General features: G+C 67.8%; 17 protein-coding genes. 12 read left to right on the top strand and 5 right to left on the bottom strand.

Features of this window, described 5'->3' with window-relative positions; translation table 11 throughout:
- Nucleotides 1-3: 3 nt before the first annotated feature.
- The 3 genes from R5H32_RS02435 to glmU are packed head-to-tail and all read right to left on the bottom strand — an operon-like array spanning nucleotide 4 to nucleotide 3838.
- Nucleotides 4-678: a DNA alkylation repair protein gene (locus R5H32_RS02435; protein ID WP_318337091.1), complete on the bottom strand. Its 675-nt coding sequence runs from the start codon at nucleotides 676-678 to the stop codon at nucleotides 4-6.
- A complete protein-coding gene (gene glmS, locus R5H32_RS02430) occupies nucleotides 675-2489 on the bottom strand; it encodes a glutamine--fructose-6-phosphate transaminase (isomerizing) (protein ID WP_318337090.1) in 1815 nt (604 codons plus the stop codon). Before glmS ends, R5H32_RS02435 begins: the two co-directional genes overlap by 4 nt.
- Nucleotides 2490-2491: 2 nt before the next feature.
- Nucleotides 2492-3838: a bifunctional UDP-N-acetylglucosamine diphosphorylase/glucosamine-1-phosphate N-acetyltransferase GlmU gene (gene glmU, locus R5H32_RS02425; RefSeq protein WP_318337089.1), complete on the bottom strand. Its 1347-nt coding sequence runs from the start codon at nucleotides 3836-3838 to the stop codon at nucleotides 2492-2494.
- Nucleotides 3839-3948: 110 nt separating this feature from the next.
- Here glmU and R5H32_RS02420 point away from each other — a divergent pair, with 110 nt between their 5' ends.
- On the top strand, nucleotides 3949-4611 hold the full coding sequence (locus tag R5H32_RS02420; protein ID WP_318337088.1) for an HAD-IA family hydrolase: 663 nt from the start codon (nucleotides 3949-3951) through the stop codon (nucleotides 4609-4611).
- A gap of 119 nt (nucleotides 4612-4730) precedes the next feature.
- Nucleotides 4731-5957: a DegT/DnrJ/EryC1/StrS family aminotransferase gene (locus R5H32_RS02415; protein ID WP_318337087.1), complete on the top strand. Its 1227-nt coding sequence runs from the start codon at nucleotides 4731-4733 to the stop codon at nucleotides 5955-5957.
- 143 nt (nucleotides 5958-6100) lie between these two features.
- Here the strand turns inward: R5H32_RS02415 and R5H32_RS02410 are convergent, their stop codons facing one another.
- Nucleotides 6101-6805, bottom strand: a complete 705-nt coding sequence (locus R5H32_RS02410; protein WP_318337086.1) for a phytochelatin synthase family protein — start codon at nucleotides 6803-6805, stop codon at nucleotides 6101-6103.
- A 290-nt stretch (nucleotides 6806-7095) separates the two neighbouring features.
- Here R5H32_RS02410 and R5H32_RS02405 point away from each other — a divergent pair, with 290 nt between their 5' ends.
- Nucleotides 7096-8259, top strand: a complete 1164-nt coding sequence (locus R5H32_RS02405; protein ID WP_318337085.1) for an isovaleryl-CoA dehydrogenase — start codon at nucleotides 7096-7098, stop codon at nucleotides 8257-8259.
- 80 nt (nucleotides 8260-8339) lie between these two features.
- Here R5H32_RS02405 and R5H32_RS02400 read toward each other — a convergent pair whose 3' ends face one another.
- Nucleotides 8340-8933: an OmpW/AlkL family protein gene (locus R5H32_RS02400; protein ID WP_318337084.1), complete on the bottom strand. Its 594-nt coding sequence runs from the start codon at nucleotides 8931-8933 to the stop codon at nucleotides 8340-8342.
- Between the two features lie 143 nt (nucleotides 8934-9076).
- Here R5H32_RS02400 and R5H32_RS02395 point away from each other — a divergent pair, with 143 nt between their 5' ends.
- From R5H32_RS02395 to R5H32_RS02355, 9 genes are all read left to right on the top strand, one after another.
- Nucleotides 9077-10681, top strand: a complete 1605-nt coding sequence (locus R5H32_RS02395; RefSeq protein ID WP_318337083.1) for a carboxyl transferase domain-containing protein — start codon at nucleotides 9077-9079, stop codon at nucleotides 10679-10681.
- A 69-nt stretch (nucleotides 10682-10750) separates the two neighbouring features.
- On the top strand, nucleotides 10751-11248 hold the full coding sequence (locus tag R5H32_RS02390; protein WP_318337082.1) for a hypothetical protein: 498 nt from the start codon (nucleotides 10751-10753) through the stop codon (nucleotides 11246-11248).
- On the top strand, nucleotides 11248-11685 hold the full coding sequence (locus R5H32_RS02385; protein ID WP_318337081.1) for an ASCH domain-containing protein: 438 nt from the start codon (nucleotides 11248-11250) through the stop codon (nucleotides 11683-11685). Before R5H32_RS02390 ends, R5H32_RS02385 begins: the two co-directional genes overlap by 1 nt.
- 85 nt (nucleotides 11686-11770) lie before the next feature.
- Entirely contained in the window at nucleotides 11771-13699 is a 1929-nt protein-coding gene (locus R5H32_RS02380) for a biotin carboxylase N-terminal domain-containing protein (protein ID WP_318337080.1), read from the top strand.
- Complete coding sequence (locus R5H32_RS02375; RefSeq protein ID WP_318337079.1) at nucleotides 13696-14352, top strand: glutathione S-transferase family protein; 657 nt, start codon at nucleotides 13696-13698, stop codon at nucleotides 14350-14352. Before R5H32_RS02380 ends, R5H32_RS02375 begins: the two co-directional genes overlap by 4 nt.
- Nucleotides 14345-15196 (top strand): hydroxymethylglutaryl-CoA lyase, encoded by an 852-nt coding sequence (locus R5H32_RS02370; RefSeq protein WP_318337078.1) that lies wholly within the window; start codon nucleotides 14345-14347, stop codon nucleotides 15194-15196. Before R5H32_RS02375 ends, R5H32_RS02370 begins: the two co-directional genes overlap by 8 nt.
- Before the next feature lie 29 nt (nucleotides 15197-15225).
- A complete protein-coding gene (locus R5H32_RS02365; RefSeq protein ID WP_318337077.1) occupies nucleotides 15226-16008 on the top strand; it encodes a crotonase/enoyl-CoA hydratase family protein in 783 nt (260 codons plus the stop codon).
- 201 nt (nucleotides 16009-16209) lie between these two features.
- Nucleotides 16210-16575: an NADH-quinone oxidoreductase subunit A gene (locus tag R5H32_RS02360; protein ID WP_318337076.1), complete on the top strand. Its 366-nt coding sequence runs from the start codon at nucleotides 16210-16212 to the stop codon at nucleotides 16573-16575.
- Complete coding sequence (locus R5H32_RS02355; RefSeq protein WP_318337075.1) at nucleotides 16566-17099, top strand: NADH-quinone oxidoreductase subunit B family protein; 534 nt, start codon at nucleotides 16566-16568, stop codon at nucleotides 17097-17099. The genes R5H32_RS02360 and R5H32_RS02355 overlap by 10 nt, the downstream gene beginning before the upstream one ends.
- The last annotated feature ends 5 nt before the right edge of the window (nucleotides 17100-17104 follow it).

Below are 17104 nucleotides of genomic sequence, written 5' to 3'. Positions count from 1 at the left end.
TGATCAGAGATGCTTCCCGGCTTCCTTGCGGGCGAAGGGTTTGAGCCGGTCGCCGTGGGTGGCGAGAAAGGCGCGGGCGCGGTCGGGGTCGTGTTTCGAGAGGTCGCGCAGCCACCAGGCGACGGCCTTCTGGATGAACCATTCCCGGTCATCGGCGTAGGCGGCGGCCCAGCCGAGCACGCGGTCGCGGATCGCGAGGTCCGCTTCGTTCGGATGGTTCTGCTTGGTCCAGGGCAGGGTGATGACAAGTGCGGCCCTGCGGGTCCACATATGCTCGGAGCGGGTCCAGCTCTCGACCTCGTCGATGCGGGAGGGATCGGCGACAAGGCGGCGCGCGCCGGCGTCGCAGGCATGGTCGGCGATCGCCCAGCCGTCGAAATCGGGCACCCAGGAGGCGATGAGGCGCCAGGTATCCGCGTCCGGACGCATCCGCGCCTGCGCGAGCAGTTTCGCGGCCGCGATGCGGGCCTCGAAGATGTCGGTCCGCCAGAGCCGGTCGGCGAGCGCGACGCGGTCCGCGACGGAAAGGGCCTGCCGCCAGGTTTTCGCGAGGTCGTTCAGAACCGGGTTCGGGATGCCGAGAACGTCGCGGGTCTGCTTGTGATAGGCCGCCATCTGCGCCGCCCGGCCGGGTTCGATCCCGGCCCGGAGCTCGGCCAAGGCCTCGTCGAGCGTCATTCCACGGTCACGGACTTGGCGAGGTTCCGCGGCTGGTCGACGTCGGTGCCCTTCGCGACGGCTGCGTGATAGGCCAGAAGCTGGGCGGGCAGGGCGTAGAGGATCGGCGCGAGGAGCGCGGGAAGCTCGGGCAGTGTGAGCGTCTTCCAGGTGCCGTAGCTCGCTTCGTCGGCGCCCTTCGCGTCGGTGATGAGAACCACCTTGCCGTGCCGCGCCATCACCTCTTGCATGTTCGACACGGTCTTGTCGAAGAGCGCGTCGCGCGGGGCGAGGACGATGACCGGCACCGTCTTGTCGATCAAGGCGATCGGGCCGTGCTTGAGTTCGCCCGAGGCATAGCCCTCGGCATGGATGTAGCTGATTTCCTTGAGCTTCAGCGCACCCTCGAGCGCCAGCGGGAACATCGCGCCGCGGCCGAGGAAGAGGACGTCCTGCGCCTCGGCGATGGCGGCGGCGGTCGCGGCGATTGTCGGCTCGCGGGTCAGCGTCTGGTTCATCAGGCCGGGCAGGGAGGCGAGCGCCTTGAGATGCTCGGCCAGCGCCGCGTCGTCGATCCGGCCTCGCTGGCGGCCGGCTTCGAGCGCCAGGAGCAGGAGCACCGCGAGCTGGCAGGTGAAGGCCTTGGTCGAGGCGACCCCGACCTCGACCCCGGCGAGGATCGGCAGCGCGATGTCGCTTTCCCGCGCGATTGACGAGGTCGCGACGTTCACCACCGAGACGATTTTCGCGACCTTGTCGCGGGCGTAGCGGAGGGCGGCGAGCGTGTCGGCGGTCTCGCCCGACTGGCTGACGAAGATGGCGAAGGAATTCTGCGGCAGGGGTGGTTCGCGGTAGCGGAATTCCGAGGCGATATCGACCTCGCAATTCAGTCCTGCCAGGCTTTCGAACCAGTATTTCGCCGTCATGCAGGCATAGGAGGCGGTGCCGCAGGCCACCAGCGTCAGTCGGTCCAGTGTGGTGAAGTCAAGCTCCTCGGGCAGGTTGATCTTTCCGCCCCGGCAATAGTGCTTGATCGCGTCGGCCAGCACGATCGGCTGTTCGGCGATCTCCTTGGCCATGAAGTGCTTGTAGCCCGCCTTTTCGATCCGGGTCGCATCGAGCTGGATCTTCTGCACGTCGCGGTTGGCGCGGCGGCCTGCCGCGTCGAAGATCTCGACGCCCGCACGGGTGACGAAGGCGTAGTCGCCCTCCTCCAGGTAGGTGATGCGGTCGGTCATCGGCGCCAGCGCGATCGCGTCGGAGCCGACGAACATCTCGCCCTGGCCGTGGCCAATTGCCAGCGGCGAACCCTTGCGGGCGGCGATCATCAGGTCGTCCTCGCCATCGAAGAGGAAAAGGAGCGCGAAGGCGCCGTCGAGCTGCTTCAGGGTCTCGCGCGCGGCGTCGCGGGGGGAGAGGCCCTGATCCATGTGGTGGCGGACGAGGAGCGCCACGGTCTCGGTGTCGGTCTCGGTCTCGCAGGCGAGGCCCTTGTCGGCAAGCTCGGCGCGCAGCTCACGGAAGTTCTCGATGATGCCGTTGTGGACCACGGCGACCGGGCCGGAGCGGTGCGGATGGGCGTTGATCACGGTGGCGGCACCGTGGGTCGCCCAGCGGGTATGACCGATCCCGGCCTTGCCCGCGAGCGGTTCGTGCACGAGGAGGTCGGAGAGGTTGACGAGTTTGCCCACGGCCCGGCGACGGTCAAGGCGTCCCCGGTTCACTGTCGCGATTCCGGCCGAATCGTAGCCGCGATATTCCAGGCGTTTCAGGGCTTCGACGAGAATTGGCGCCACTTCATTGTGGCCTAGCACCCCTACAATTCCACACATTATTAAATCTCTTTCTGCCGCTTCGCCTTCGCGGCTTTCATTTTATCAAACAATTTGCGGGCGAGGCCGGATTTCGTGACCTGCCGGCTGCGCGCCACGGCCAGCGCGTCGTCGGGAACGTCCTCGGTGATGACCGAACCCGTCGCGGTCAGGGCGCCCGCGCCGACCTTGACCGGCGCGACCAGCATCGTGTCGGAGCCGATGAAGGCATGCGCGCCGATCTCGGTCCGGTGCTTGGAGACGCCGTCGTAATTGCAGGTCACGGTGCCCGCACCGATATTCGTGTGCTCGCCGACATGGGCGTCGCCCAGATAGCTGAGATGGCCGACCTTCACGCCCTCGTCGAGGATCGCGTTCTTGATCTCGACGAAGTTGCCGACATGGACATCCTCGGCAAGCTCGGCGCCGGGCCGCAGCCGCGCGAAGGGGCCGACACGGGCACCGCGCGAGATGTGGCAGCCTTCGAGATGGCAGAAGGGCAGGATCTCGGCACCCGATTCCACGGTAACGCCGGGGCCGAAGACGACGTTGGGGCCGATCACCGTGTCGCGGCCGACCACGGTGTCGAAGGCGAAAAACACGGTCTCGGGGGCGGTCAGCGTCACGCCGTTGTCCTGCGCCTCGACGCGGGCGCGGGCCTGGAAGGCGGCCTCGGCCTGGGCGAGCTGGGTGCGGGTGTCGACGCCGAGCGTCTCGGCCTCGTCGCAGATCACGATATCGGCGGTGATGCCGCGTTTGCGGGCGGCGGCGACGATGTCGGTCAGGTAGTATTCGCCGGCGGCATTGTCGTTCGAAAGGCCCGCGACGAGCTCGTTCAGAAGCGCGGACTCGACGGCCACGACGCCGCTGTTGCAGAGCCGCACCGCGCGCTCGGCCTCGGTCGCGCCCTTGTACTCGACAATCCGTTCGAGCCGGTCGCCGGCCACGATCAGCCGTCCGTAGCGGCGGGGGTCCGACGCGGTGAAACCGAGCACGGTGATGCCGGCCGGGCTCTTGGCGAGCGCGTCGAGCGTCTCCGGCCGGATCAGCGGCGTGTCGCCATAAAGCACGATGACCTTGCCGGTGAACCCCTTGAGCGCCGGCAGGGCCTGGGCCACGGCGTGGCCGGTGCCGAGCTGCTCGGCCTGGATCACCACCTCGGCGGTATCGTCATGGGCCTTGGCCGCCCTGGTCACCGCTTCGGCCTCGTGGCCGGCGACGATCACGGTGCGCTCGGGCTCAAGGCTCGCGCCCGTGGTCATCGCGTGGACGAGGACCGGCGCGCCGGCGAGCCGGTGCAGGACCTTCGGCAGGTCGGAATTCATCCTGGTGCCCTGTCCGGCGGCGAGAATGATGAGAGCTGTGGCCATGAATGGTGCTTTCCTTCGGGTGCCGTCCGTTTTAACCAAGGCCCCAAGGGTCGCAAGGGGGGCTGGGCATCACAACTCCTTTCTGCGCGTTACAGAGGCGGAATGCAGCCATGCGCACGGTCATCTTCGATCTTGACGGAACGCTCGCGGATACGTCCGCCGATCTGATCGCCGCCGCGAATGCCTGTTTTCGCGGGCTCGGCGCGGGCGATCTTCTCGATCCGGCCGCCGATGCGCTGACCGCGTTCCACGGTGGCCGGGCGATGCTCAGGCTCGGCTTTTCGCGGCTCGGCACCGGGTCAGAGGCGGAAGTCGACACCCAATACCCCAAACTTCTCGCCGCCTACGAGGAGGGGATCGACCGCGCGACCCGGCTCTATCCCGGCGCGGCCGAGGCGGTCGAGGCGCTGCGGTCGGCCGGTTACGCGACCGGCATCTGCACCAACAAGCCCGAGCGGCTGGCAGAGCTCCTGATGACGCGTCTCGGGGTCCGCGGGCTTTTCGGCTCGCTCGTCGGGGCGGACACGCTGCCGGTCCGCAAGCCCGACCCGGCGCCCTATTTCCTCTCGGTCGACCGCGCCGGCGGCGAGGTCGGCCGCTCGCTCCTTATCGGCGACACCGAGACCGACCGGCGCACCGGTACGGCCGCCGGGGTGCCGGTCGCGCTCGTGACCTTCGGCCCGGCCGGACGCGGCGTCGAGGCGCTCGCCCCCGAGGCGCTCGTCGACGATTTCAGCGCGCTGCCGGGGATCGTCCACGCGCTGATCGGCTGAGAGCGGCGGTTTCGCGCGCCCGAACCGCCGATTTCGCGAAACCGAAACCCCGCGCGCCGGATTGACGCCGCGCGCCGGGCGAAGGACAACCCTCGCATGGCCCCGCCGACGAGGATGCGATGAGCGAGCGTTTTACCGGAAGCTTCACCCAACAGGAGCCGATCCCCGAGGCAGGGATCGAGGCGGCGCTGAAGGTCCTGCGCCACGGGCGGCTGCACCGCTACAACACCGCGCCCGACGAGATCGCCGAAACCGCGCTCCTCGAGGAGGAATTCGCGGCCTTCACCGGCGCGAAATACTGCCTCGCGGTGGCCTCGGGTGGCTATGCGATCGGCTGCGCCCTGCGGGCGATCGGCACGGGGCCGGGTGACCGGGTCCTGACCAACGCCTTCACGCTGGCGCCGGTGCCGGGCGCGATTGCCGCCGTCGGCGCGGCGCCGGCCTTCGTCGAGACGACCGAGGACCTCACGATCGATCTCGGTGACCTTGCGGCCAAGCTGGCGGGTGCGAAGGCGCTGGTCCTCAGCCACATGCGCGGCCATATCTGCGACATGGACCGGCTGATGGCGCTTTGCGACGCGGCCGGCGTCCCGGTCATCGAGGATTGCGCCCACACGATGGGGGCGGCCTGGCGGCAGACGCCGTCGGGCCGGCACGGGATCGCCGGCTGCTACTCGACCCAGACCTACAAGCACATGAACTCGGGCGAGGGCGGGCTCCTCGTCTCGGACGATCCCGACCTGATGGCCCGCGCGACCATCCTCTCGGGCAGCTACATGCTCTACACCCGTCACCGCGCCGCGCCCGGACCCGAGGCCTTCGAAAAGGTGAAATACGTCACCCCCAATGTCTCGGGCCGGATGGACAACCTACGCGCGGCAATCCTCAGGCCGCAGCTCGCCGACCTGCCGGCCCAATGCGCCCGCTGGAACGCGCTCTACCGGGTGCTGGAGGCGGGGCTGGCCGACACCCCCGGCCTCCGGCTCATCCCGCGCCCCGCCGAGGAGCATTACGTCGCCTCCTCCTTCCAGTTCCTGCTGCCGGGCTGGTCCGGGGACAGGGTCCGCACCCTCATCGCCCGCGCCGCCGCCCGCGGGGTCGAGCTGAAATGGTTCGGCCATGCCGAGCCGACCGGCTTCACATCGCGCCACGACAGCTGGCGCTACGCGAAAGCCCAGTCGCTGCCGAACACCGACCGCATCCTCGCGGGCCTCATAGACATGCGCCTGCCGCTGACCTTCTCAACGGACGACGCAGCCCTCATCGTACGGATCATCCGCGCCGAGGTCCTTACCGTGCATGGGGGCGCGGCCGGGCCGGTCGAATCCGTTCCGGCGGCGGATTGACCCTGCTCACGCGCGGTTACGGCTCGGTGGTCGCTTCATCCTGAAGTGGACGGTTCCGGGCCGCCGGACGGTCACCGCACGGCACCGGTGCGAATAGCCGTCCGCCACGCGGGGCTTCGCATCAAGGTCCGTGGCTGACCGTGTCATCGCGCGACGAGCAGGTATCCCCGCGAGCGGTCGTCGTTGTCGGAATCGGGCGTGTTCATCGCATCGAACAGCGCCGCGGCATCGACCCATACAGGCGGGTACTTGTAGCGGGTCACGTCGAGTATGAGAAATCTGTCGGTCTCCGCGTCATAGGCTCCGAGCGGCGAAATGTGCCCGCCACGTTCCTGTCCGAGACTGGAGCGGAGATAGTTGACCAGAACGAAGCTCTCAGCGTCCCCGATGCTGTCGATCGCGGTGCGCCGGAACTCTTCGAGCGAGGAGTCGGCGGCATGATGCACGCTCGCCGCCACGGAATGGGCTTCGAACATCCCGCCGAGCTCGTCGAGCGTCAGCCCGGCCCTCTCGATTCGGGCCCGGGGCTTCACGGCCTCCGTGGCAGGCGTGAAGACATTCTCCTGATCGAACATACCGAGCCCGAGCGTCATGTCAGACGCCGGTCGCGGGACGTCGAGCGCATTGAGAACCATCGCGATTGAGGCCGGACCGCAAAAGGCCGGATGCACCTGATTGGTGAAATGGATGGCGAGGTCGAAGTAGTCGGTCCGGGCCTCAGCCTCGATCAGCAACGCCTGGCCGTTGTCGCTGTTCAGGGCGATCAGGCTTTCCGGGAGCGGGAGGGTCTCGGCGCTCGCATGGCCGCAGAGACAAAGGCACAGAAGGCCGAAGAGTGTCTGTCGCATTCGGTCCCCCGATGCTGATCCGAAGGGATTTAGCATGCCATGAAGTTCCATGCGGACCAATGGCAGGAGGGATCCAGCGGTTCGCTCGGCTTTCTTGCCTTCGCTGCGGTTGAACATTCCTGTCTTGCCAACCGCAGAAGTTCAGCGGTTCATCGAGATCTTTGACCCAGGATGCAGAGCGGAGCCGGTTCCCGACGCCGCTGCGCGTTCCTTGCCGCAGCGAACCCATTGACCCGACTCACCCTTTCGATCTATGAATTGAACGTACGTTCATTTACTCGGGGGCGCCGATGTTCACCGCATCCATGAAGTTCCACCTTGGCGAGGAGATCGAGGCGCTCCGCGACATGGTCCACCGCTGGGCGCAAGAGCGCGTCAAGCCGATGGCGGCGGAGATCGACCGCTCGAACGAGTTCCCAGCCGAACTCTGGCGCGAGATGGGCGAGCTTGGCCTTCTCGGCATCACGGTGCCTGAGGAATACGGCGGCGCCGGGATGGGCTATCTCGCCCATTGCGTCGCGGTCGAGGAGATCGCGCGCGCCTCGGCCTCTGTGTCGCTCTCCTACGGCGCGCATTCCAACCTCTGCGTCAACCAGATCAAGCTCAACGGCACCGACGCGCAGAAGCGCAGATACCTGCCGCGCCTGATTTCCGGCGAGCATGTCGGCGCGCTCGCGATGTCGGAGGCCGGGGCCGGCTCCGACGTCGTCTCGATGAAGCTCCGCGCCGAGAAGAAGAACGACCGCTTCGTGCTGAACGGCACCAAGTTCTGGATCACCAACGGGCCGGACGCCGATACGCTCGTCGTCTATGCCAAGACCGATCCAGAGGCCGGTTCGAAGGGCATCACCGCCTTCCTGATCGAGAAGGAGATGAAGGGCTTCTCGACCTCCAAGCATTTCGACAAGCTCGGCATGCGTGGCTCGAACACAGCCGAACTGGTATTCGACGATGTCGAGGTGCCGTTCGAGAACATCCTCGGCGAGGAGGGCAGGGGCGTCCGTGTCCTTATGTCCGGTCTAGACTACGAACGCGTCGTGCTCTCGGCCATCGGCACCGGCATCATGGCGGCTTGCCTCGACGAGATCATGCCCTACCTCGCGCAGCGCAAGCAGTTCGGCCAGCCGATCGGGAACTTCCAGCTGATGCAGGGCAAGATCGCTGACATGTACACGAAGATGAACTCGGCCCGCGCCTATATCTACGAGGTCGCCAAGGCCTGCGACCGCGGCGAGGTCACCCGCCAGGACGCGGCGGCCTGCGTGCTTTATGCCTCGGAAGAGGCGATGGTCGTCGCCCACCAGGCGGTGCAGGCGATGGGCGGCATGGGCTTCATGAACGAGACCCCAGTCGCCCGCATCTTCCGCGACGCCAAGCTGATGGAGATCGGCGCCGGGACCAGCGAGATCCGCCGCATGCTGATCGGGCGCGAGCTGATGGGGTCGATGGGGTGAGCGGGGTGGAGCACCTCGACGAAAAAGGGCGCGTGCTGGCCGTGACGCGCCCCCTTCCTGTATCCGTGCCTCTTGGGTCTTCAGAACTTCATGACATAGGACACGCCGACCACGAGCGGGTCGATCTCGGCCGTGCCGATCGGCGTACCGTTCAGCGATACGTCCGAATCGATGTCGATCCAGCGCAGTTCCGTCCGGATCGCGCCACGGTCGGAGACGGCGAAATCAAGGCCGACCTTGAGCGCCACGCCAAAGGAATCGTCGAGGTTGACGTCGCCGAGCGCGGATTTTTCACTGAAGAACGTGGTCCAGTTGATACCGGCGCCGAAGAAGGGCGTGATGCTGCCCCCGGTCGGCACATGGTAGACCATCGACAGGGTGGGCGGCAGGTGCTTGGTCGTCGCCGTGCCGACACCCTGGATCGTCGCGGTGTGCTTGAACGGCGTCGCTGCCAGAAGCTCGATTCCGATGTTGTCCCACGCGAAGTACTCCGCGGTGATCGTCACCTGGGTGTCATCGTTGACGGTAGTCGGGGTGCCGGCCAGAAGCCCGTTGTCGTCCTTCGGCGAAACGTAGCCGAGACCGAAGCCAAGCGTCCAGTCGCCCGCAGATTGGGCATGTGCCGGCGCCGTGACAGCAAGAGCCAAGATGACTGGCATAAGTGCGTTTTTCATATTCGTTCCCTCTTCTCTCGCGCGCAGGGCAGCCCTATCGGGCCGGTGCGTCCGGGCATTGATTTGGGTCAAGTTCGTGCCGCAGTGCAGCATCCTGTGACGAAAATGCCGCATCAGTGGGGACAGATACGGGAGGCAGTTCGATGAAGCTCGACAGTAAGGTGCTGACCCGCGGAGACGATTTCCGCGCCAACCGCGCCGCGCACGAAGCCGCGCTGGCGCGCATCTCCGAAGCCGCTCATCTGGCCGCCGCCGGGGGCGGTGAGAAATCCCTCGCCCGCCATGTCGCACGCGGCAAGATGCCGCCGCGCGAGCGGGTGGCGAACCTTCTCGATCCAGGCTCGCCCTTCCTCGAAATCGGCGCCACCGCCGCCCACGGCATGTACAAGGGCGACGCCCCCGCCGCCGGTGTCATCGCCGGGATCGGCAGGGTTCATGGGCAGGAGGTCATGGTGGTCGCCAACGACGCCACCGTGAAGGGAGGCACCTACTACCCGATGACGGTGAAGAAGCACCTCCGCGCGCAGGAGATCGCCGAGGAGAACTGCTTGCCCTGCGTCTACCTCGTGGACTCGGGCGGCGCCAACCTTCCGAACCAGGACGAGGTCTTCCCGGACCGCGACCATTTCGGCCGGATCTTCTACAACCAGGCCCGGATGAGCTCCAAGGGCATCCCGCAGATCGCCGTCGTCATGGGCTCCTGCACCGCAGGCGGCGCCTATGTCCCGGCCATGTCCGACCTCTCGATCATCGTGAAGGAGCAGGGGACGATCTTCCTCGCCGGGCCGCCCCTCGTGAAGGCCGCCACGGGCGAAGTCGTCAGCGCCGAGGACCTCGGCGGAGGCGATGTCCATACGCGGCTCTCCGGCGTCGCCGACTACCTCGCGGAGGATGACGCCCATGCGCTGGCGATCGCCCGCCGCGCCATCGGCAACCTCAACCGGGCAAAGCCCGCAACCGTGCAGTGGCAGAGCCCCGAAGCCCCGGCCTACGACCCCGAGGAGATCCTCGGCGTGGTCCCCGCCGACCTGCGGACGCCCTACGACATCCGCGAGGTGATCGCGCGCGTGGTCGACGGCTCGCGCTTCGACGAGTTCAAGCCGCGCTTCGGCGAGACGCTGGTGACGGGCTTCGCCCACGTCGAGGGCTGCCCCGTGGGCATCGTCGCCAACAACGGCGTGCTCTTCTCCGAATCCGCAATCAAGGGCGCGCATTTCGTGGAACTGTGCAGCCAGCGCGGCATCCCGCTGGTGTTCCTCCAGAACATCACCGGCTTCATGGTTGGCCGCAAATACGAGAACGAGGGCATCGCCCGGCACGGCGCCAAGATGGTGACCGCGGTGGCAACGACATCGGTGCCCAAGATCACCATGCTCGTGGGCGGGAGCTTCGGCGCAGGCAACTACGGCATGGCCGGGCGCGCCTATTCGCCGCGCTTCCTCTGGACCTGGCCCAATTCCCGCATCTCGGTGATGGGCGGCGAACAGGCGGCGGGCGTTCTTGCGACCGTCAAGCGTGACGGGATCGAGCGGGCAGGGGGCACATGGAGCCCCGAGGAGGAAGCCGAGTTCAAGCGCCCCACGATCGAGATGTTCGAGGAACAGTCGCACCCGCTCTACGCTTCCGCCCGGCTCTGGGACGACGGCATCATCGACCCGAGAAAGACCCGCGTGGTGCTGGGCCTCAGCCTCTCGGCGGCGCTGAACGCGCCGATCGCGCCGACCCGCTTCGGCGTCTTCCGGATGTGAGCGATGGCGAAAAGGCGCAACAACGTGATCCGCTTCAGTAGGGACTACCGGCGGCCGCCCAGATGGAGCATGGGTCTACCGCCGCACCGGAAGAGCCGGTCCTGGCGGCTCGCGGATCCGCGCTTCTACCTGAACGCCGTGATCGTGGTCGCGTCGGTCGGTCTCATCGTCTTGCCGGGCGTCGCCGACGCGATCCTCGCGGTGGCGCGGCCGGTCGACTCGACGGGCGGCGCCTGCCGCATCTACCGCGTCGTCGACGGCGATACGGTCCGGATGTGGTGCGCGGACGGCGGCGAGACGCCGGCGCGGCTTACCGGCTACGACACGCCCGAACTCTTCTCGCCGTCCTGCCCCTCCGAGCTCGCCGCCGCGATCCGCGCGAAATGGGCGCTGCGCCAGGCGATATGGCGGGCCAAAACGGTGGAACTGGTCCGCGAGGGCAAGGACCGCTGCGGCCGCGCGCTGGTCGCGCTCTTTGTCGATGGCGAACCGGTTCGGCGGCGCATGATCGAGGGCGGCCATGCCCGCCCCTATGGTGGCGGCCGGCGCGCCGGATGGTGCGCGTGATGGCGGCGAAACCGAACACGATCCTCACGCTTCAGGCCGCGAAGGCGCGGTATCCGGGCGCCGAGACCTTCACTTTCGGCGACTGCCGGGCGCTTTGCGACGCGCTCCTCGCGCTCGTCCGTTCAGGCGCCAAGACCGCGACCTGCGGCGCGCTTCGGGACTTCGAGGCCGGCGCCGACCCGATGCCGGTCGTCGGCCGGCGCGACATCGCGCTCGACTGGGACGGCGCGCCGGCCCTCGTGATCGAGACCCGCGCCGTCGAGGTCCGGCGGTTCTGCGATGTCGGCGAGGATTTCGCGCTCGCCGAGGGCGAGAACGACTCGCTCGAGGGCTGGCGCGCCGGTCACCGTGGCTTCTTCGAACGAAATGGCGGCTTCGACCCGCAGATGGAACTCGTCTGCGAGCGCTTCCGGCTGATCGAGGATCTCGGCTCATGATATCCTCCTGCGCTTCTTCATTGACGAAATACCCCACGGGGGTCCGGGGGTGTGAAACCCCCGGCCTTGCCACAAGGATGGACGCATGTTCTCTAAGATCCTGATCGCCAACCGGGGCGAAATCGCGGCCCGCGTCATCGATACCTGCCGCAAGCTCGGCGTTGCGACCGTCGCGGTCTATTCCGATGCCGACGCCGTCGCACGCCATGTCGCGATGGCCGACGAGGCGGTTCATGTCGGCGGCCCACGCCCGGCCGACAGTTACCTGAGGGGCGAGGCGATCATCGCCGCGGCACAAGCGACCGGTGCGCAGGCGATCCATCCTGGCTATGGCTTCCTCTCCGAGAACCCCGGCTTCGTCGATGCGGTCGAGAAGGCGGGGCTCGTATTCATCGGCCCCTCCTCCTCCGCGATCCGGGCGATGGGCCTCAAGGACGCGGCTAAAGCTTTGATGGAAAAGGCGGGTGTGCCCGTCGTGCCGGGGTACCACGGTGAAAACCAGGATCCCGAACACCTCGCAGGGGCGGCCGACGCGATCGGCTATCCGGTTCTGGTCAAGGCGGTCGCCGGCGGCGGCGGCAAGGGAATGCGGCTGGTCGAGCGGGCCGCGGACTTCGCCACAGCTCTGGAAAGCGCGCAAGGCGAGGCAAGGACCGCCTTCGGCAATCCCGCCGTGCTGATCGAGAAATACATCGAGAAGCCGCGCCATATCGAGGTGCAGGTCTTCGGCGACGGCACCCGCGCCGTCCATCTCTTCGAGCGCGACTGCTCGCTCCAGCGCCGCCACCAGAAGGTGATCGAGGAGGCGCCCGCCCCCGGCATGACCGAGGAGATGCGCCAGGCGATGGGCCAGGCGGCGGTGCGCGCGGCGGAAGCGATCGGCTACAAGGGCGCGGGCACGGTCGAGTTCATCGTCGACGGGTCCGAGGGCCTGCGCCCCGACCGCTTCTGGTTCATGGAGATGAACACCCGCCTTCAGGTCGAACACCCGGTGACCGAGGCGGTGACCGGCATCGACCTCGTCGAATGGCAGCTTCGCGTCGCCTCCGGCGAACCGTTGACCTCGCGGCAGGAGGATATCCGCCTTTCGGGCCACGCCTTCGAGGCGCGGCTCTACGCCGAGGACGTGCCGGCGGGGTTCCTTCCGGCGACCGGCACGCTCACGCATCTGCATTTCCCTCAAGGCGCGCGCGCCGATACCGGGGTGCGCCCCGGCGACACGATCAGCCCCTGGTACGACCCGATGATCGCCAAGATCATCGTCCACGGGCCGACCCGCGCCATCGCGCTCTCTAAGCTCACGGCCGCTCTCGAGGATACCGAGGTCGCCGGGTCGGTGACGAACCTGTCGTTTCTCGCGGCACTCGCGCGCCACGAGGGGTTCCGGGCGGGCGATGTCGATACCGGCCTCATCGCCCGCGATCTCGCCGCGCTGACCGCGGCGGCTGCGCCGGGACTTGCTGTGCAGGCACTGGCCGCGCTCGGCGCGTCAGGGCTCGCCGAGGGCGGCGGCGCGATGGCGGGCTTCACGCTCTGGGCGCCGCTGCGCCGGACCGTGGCGCTCGACGGGTTCGAGGCGGTTGTCGAGGCGCTCGGCCCCGGCAGGGCACGGGTGACGATCGAGGGCGAGGCCGCCGATTGCGCGCTCCAATCCGGCGCATGGTGGGTGAATGACCGGCCCTCTGGCGCGCGGATCGTGCTGACGCCCGGCACGGTCAGCATCTTCGGCCCCGGCGCCTGGCATTTCGACCTGACCGATCCCCTCGACCGCCACAGCGCGGATGCGGGCGGCGGGCTCACGCTTTCGCCGATGCCGGGGCTCGTGAAGGCGGTTTTCGTCACCGCCGGGCAGGCGGTCGCGGCCGGTGAGCGGCTCGCGGTCCTTGAAGCGATGAAGATGGAGCATACGCTGACTGCCGCTCGCGACGGCACCGTGGCCGAGGTGCTGGTCGCGGCCGGAACCCAGGTCGAGGCCGGCGCGGCGCTGGTTCGGCTCGAGGAGGATGCGGCGTGATCCGCCTGCACCATTGCCACCAGACGCGCTCCATGCGCTCGCTCTGGCTGCTCAATGAACTCGGGCAGAAGTTCGACGTGGTGCTACATCCGTTCGACAAGTCGCTCAGGTCGCTCGACTATCTCTCGGTCAACCCCGCCGGGCGGGTGCCTGCGCTGGAGATCGAAGGAAGGGTGATCTGGGAGAGCGGGGCGATCACCGAATACCTTTGCGAGCGGTTCCCCGCGGCGGGCCTTGGCCGGATGCCGGGCGATCCCGAACGGGCGGACTGGCTCATCTGGGTGCATTTCGCCGAAACGATAAGCCAGCATACCGCGGCGCTGACCCAGCAGCATATCGCGCTCTACGACGACTCCATGCGCAGCGCGGTCGTGATGCGGATCGAGGCGAAGCGGCTGGATAAGTGCTACGGAGCGCTGGAGCGGCGGCTGCTGGGACGCGTGCACCTTCTCGATCGCGGCTTCTCGGCCGCTGACATCGGCGTTGGGCAGGCGCTCTACATGGCGCGCCACTTCGCCCGGATCGAGGCGTTCCCGACGCTGGCGGCCTGGTACGACCGGGTGACGGCGCGGCCTGCCTTCAAGAAGGCCTTGCCGCCGAAGCGGGCCGAACTGCTCTACAAGCGCGACTTCTACGAGGCATGGGATGGTTGAACGGGTCGAGATCGTCGAGATGGGGCCGCGCGACGGGCTCCAGAACGAAAAGCGGACCATTCCGACGGAGGAGAAGATCGCGCTCGTCGACTGCCTCAGCCGCGCCGGGTTCCGGCGGATCGAGGTGGCGAGCTTCGTGAGCCCGAAATGGGTGCCGCAGATGGCCGACAGCGCCGAGGTGCTGGCGGGGATCCGCCGCGTGAAGGGCGTGTCCTACGCGGCGTTGACGCCGAACATGAAGGGCTACGAGGCGGCCAAGGCCGCGCGGGCCGACGAAGTGGCCATATTCGCCTCGGCCTCGGAGGGCTTCTCGAAGGCCAATCTCAACTGCACGATCGCCGAGAGCCTCGACCGGTTCCGCCCGGTGGCCGAGGCTGCGAAGGCCGACGGGATCTTGGTCCGGGGCTATGTCTCGGTCGTGACCGACTGCCCCTATGACGGCGCCATCGCGCCGGAGGCCGTGGCGCAGGTCGCGGCAGCCTTGCGGGACATGGGCTGCTACGAGCTGAGCCTCGGCGACACGATCGGGCAGGGGCGCCCCGAGACGATCGATGCGATGCTGGCGGCGGTGCTCGAAGAACTGCCGGCGGAGCGGCTCGCCGGGCATTACCACGACACTGCGGGCCGGGCGCTCGTCAATATCGAGGCGTCGCTGGCGCGGGGCCTCAGGGTCTTCGACGCCGCCGTTGGCGGCCTCGGCGGCTGCCCCTACGCGCCCGGTGCTGCGGGCAACGTCGCGACCGAGGCGGTCGAGGCGCGGCTCCGGGCGCTCGGCTACGAGACCGGGCTCGACCGCGACTGCCTTGCGAGGGCTGCGGCGATGGCGCGGGCGATGCGCGGGTGACCGGGAGCTAGAAGGAACGGGAGACGGCAATGTACGAGACGATCAGCCTCAACTGCGACGACCGGGGGGTGGCGCGGCTTACGCTCGACCGGCCCGAGAAGCACAACGCGCTCTCGGCGACGATGATCGCGGAACTGACCGAGGCCGCGGGACGGCTCGGGCGCGACCCCGCGGTGCGGGTGGTCGTGTTGACCGGGGCGGGGGAGACCTTCTGCGCGGGCGGCGATCTCGGCTGGATGCGCGAGCAGATCGCGGCGGACGGCGCGACTCGGGCGCGTGAAGCGACCAGGCTCGCGATGATGCTGAACGCGCTCAACACCTGCCCGAAGCCGGTGATCGGCCGGATCCAGGGCAATGCTTTAGGCGGCGGTGTCGGCATGGCGGCGGTTTGCGACGTGGCGGTGGGCGCGGCGCAGGCGCGGTTCGGCCTGACCGAGACGAAGCTCGGCCTGATTCCGGCGACGATCGGGCCCTATGTGCTGGCCCGCATGGGCGAGGCGATGGCGCGGCGGGTCTTCATGTCGGCGCGGCTTTTCGGCGCCGAAGATGCGGTGACGCTGGGTCTGCTCGCCCGCGCGGTCGATGCCGAAGACCTCGACGGTGCGGTCGAGGCCGAGGTCGCGCCCTATCTCGCCTGTGCGCCGGGTGCGGTTGCCGAGGCCAAGGCGCTGGCCCGCAGGCTCGGGCCGCGGATCGACGAGGAGGTGATCGCAGGGACGATCGAGGCGCTGGTCCGGCGCTGGGAAAGCGCCGAGGCGGCGGAGGGAATCGCGGCCTTCTTCGACAAGCGCGCGCCATCGTGGAAGAGTTGAACGGCGACAAGGGCATCGGCGGTCCGAAGCCCGCCGCCGCCATGGTCAGCTAGCGGTAACTGCCCATCAGGTCCGACATTTTCCGCACCATCCGCGACATATTGGCGGCCTCCTTCGGTTGACCCCGTCGGGGCGGGGGAGTAAACGGGCCGAAGCCATATCACGCGCCGGTGAACCCCGCGCGAGACGAAGGAGCCAACGGTGGACGAGCTGCTGCGAGAATACCTTCCCATCCTCATCTTCCTCGCCATGGCCGTCGGCCTTGGTCTTGTGCTGATCCTAGCGGCCGTGGTGATCGCGGTCCGCAACCCTGATCCGGAGAAGGTTTCGGCCTACGAATGCGGCTTCAATGCCTTCGATGATGCGCGGATGAAGTTCGATGTCCGGTTCTACCTCGTCTCGATCCTGTTCATCATCTTCGACCTGGAAGTGGCCTTCCTCTTCCCCTGGGCGGTGGCGTTCAAGGACGTCTCGATGGTCGGGTTCTGGTCGATGATGGTGTTCCTCGCCGTCCTGACGATCGGCTTCGCTTACGAATGGAAGAAGGGGGCGATGGAATGGGCGTGATGACCGGGGCCAACACCGCCGGCGCCGACCGCGAGGTCGCGACCCAGGCGCTGAACCGCGAACTGCAGGACAAGGGCTTCCTGCTGACCACGACCGAGGACATCATCAACTGGGCGCGCAACGGCTCGCTGCACTGGATGACCTTCGGGCTTGCCTGCTGCGCGGTCGAGATGATGCATTCCTCGATGCCGCGTTACGACCTCGAACGTTTCGGCACCGCGCCGCGCGCCTCCCCGCGCCAGTCGGACCTGATGATCGTCGCCGGCACGCTGACGAACAAGATGGCGCCCGCGCTGCGCAAGGTCTACGACCAGATGCCCGAGCCGCGCTACGTCATCTCGATGGGCTCCTGCGCCAACGGCGGGGGCTACTACCACTACAGCTACTCGGTGGTGCGGGGCTGCGACCGGATCGTTCCGGTGGACATTTACGTCCCGGGCTGCCCGCCCACGGCCGAGGCGCTTCTATACGGCATCCTGCAACTGCAGCGCCGCATCCGCCGCACCGGCACGCTCGTTCGCTGAGGAGA

Source organism: Defluviimonas sp. D31, assembly GCF_033436765.1.
Classification (GTDB): Bacteria; Pseudomonadota; Alphaproteobacteria; order Rhodobacterales; family Rhodobacteraceae; genus Albidovulum.
The sequence above is the reverse complement of the archived record's forward strand: the minus strand, read 5'-3'. Positions and strand labels throughout refer to the sequence as shown.

Bases quoted from the DNA above. Each gene is read 5' to 3' on its own strand.
- R5H32_RS02410 (WP_318337086.1), bottom strand. From the start codon at position 6,805: ATGCGACAGACACTCTTCGGCCTTCTGTGCCTTTGTCTCTGCGGCCAT.
- R5H32_RS02355 (WP_318337075.1), top strand. From the start codon at position 16,566: ATGGGCGTGATGACCGGGGCCAACACCGCCGGCGCCGACCGCGAGGTC.
- R5H32_RS02370 (WP_318337078.1), top strand. From the start codon at position 14,345: ATGGTTGAACGGGTCGAGATCGTCGAGATGGGGCCGCGCGACGGGCTC.
- R5H32_RS02435 (WP_318337091.1), bottom strand. From the start codon at position 678: ATGACGCTCGACGAGGCCTTGGCCGAGCTCCGGGCCGGGATCGAACCC.
- glmU (WP_318337089.1), bottom strand. From the start codon at position 3,838: ATGGCCACAGCTCTCATCATTCTCGCCGCCGGACAGGGCACCAGGATG.
- glmS (WP_318337090.1), bottom strand. From the start codon at position 2,489: ATGTGTGGAATTGTAGGGGTGCTAGGCCACAATGAAGTGGCGCCAATT.
- R5H32_RS02420 (WP_318337088.1), top strand. From the start codon at position 3,949: ATGCGCACGGTCATCTTCGATCTTGACGGAACGCTCGCGGATACGTCC.
- R5H32_RS02400 (WP_318337084.1), bottom strand. From the start codon at position 8,933: ATGAAAAACGCACTTATGCCAGTCATCTTGGCTCTTGCTGTCACGGCG.
- R5H32_RS02405 (WP_318337085.1), top strand. From the start codon at position 7,096: ATGTTCACCGCATCCATGAAGTTCCACCTTGGCGAGGAGATCGAGGCG.
- R5H32_RS02365 (WP_318337077.1), top strand. From the start codon at position 15,226: ATGTACGAGACGATCAGCCTCAACTGCGACGACCGGGGGGTGGCGCGG.
- R5H32_RS02380 (WP_318337080.1), top strand. From the start codon at position 11,771: ATGTTCTCTAAGATCCTGATCGCCAACCGGGGCGAAATCGCGGCCCGC.
- R5H32_RS02415 (WP_318337087.1), top strand. From the start codon at position 4,731: ATGAGCGAGCGTTTTACCGGAAGCTTCACCCAACAGGAGCCGATCCCC.
- R5H32_RS02385 (WP_318337081.1), top strand. From the start codon at position 11,248: ATGGCGGCGAAACCGAACACGATCCTCACGCTTCAGGCCGCGAAGGCG.
- R5H32_RS02390 (WP_318337082.1), top strand. From the start codon at position 10,751: ATGGGTCTACCGCCGCACCGGAAGAGCCGGTCCTGGCGGCTCGCGGAT.
- R5H32_RS02395 (WP_318337083.1), top strand. From the start codon at position 9,077: ATGAAGCTCGACAGTAAGGTGCTGACCCGCGGAGACGATTTCCGCGCC.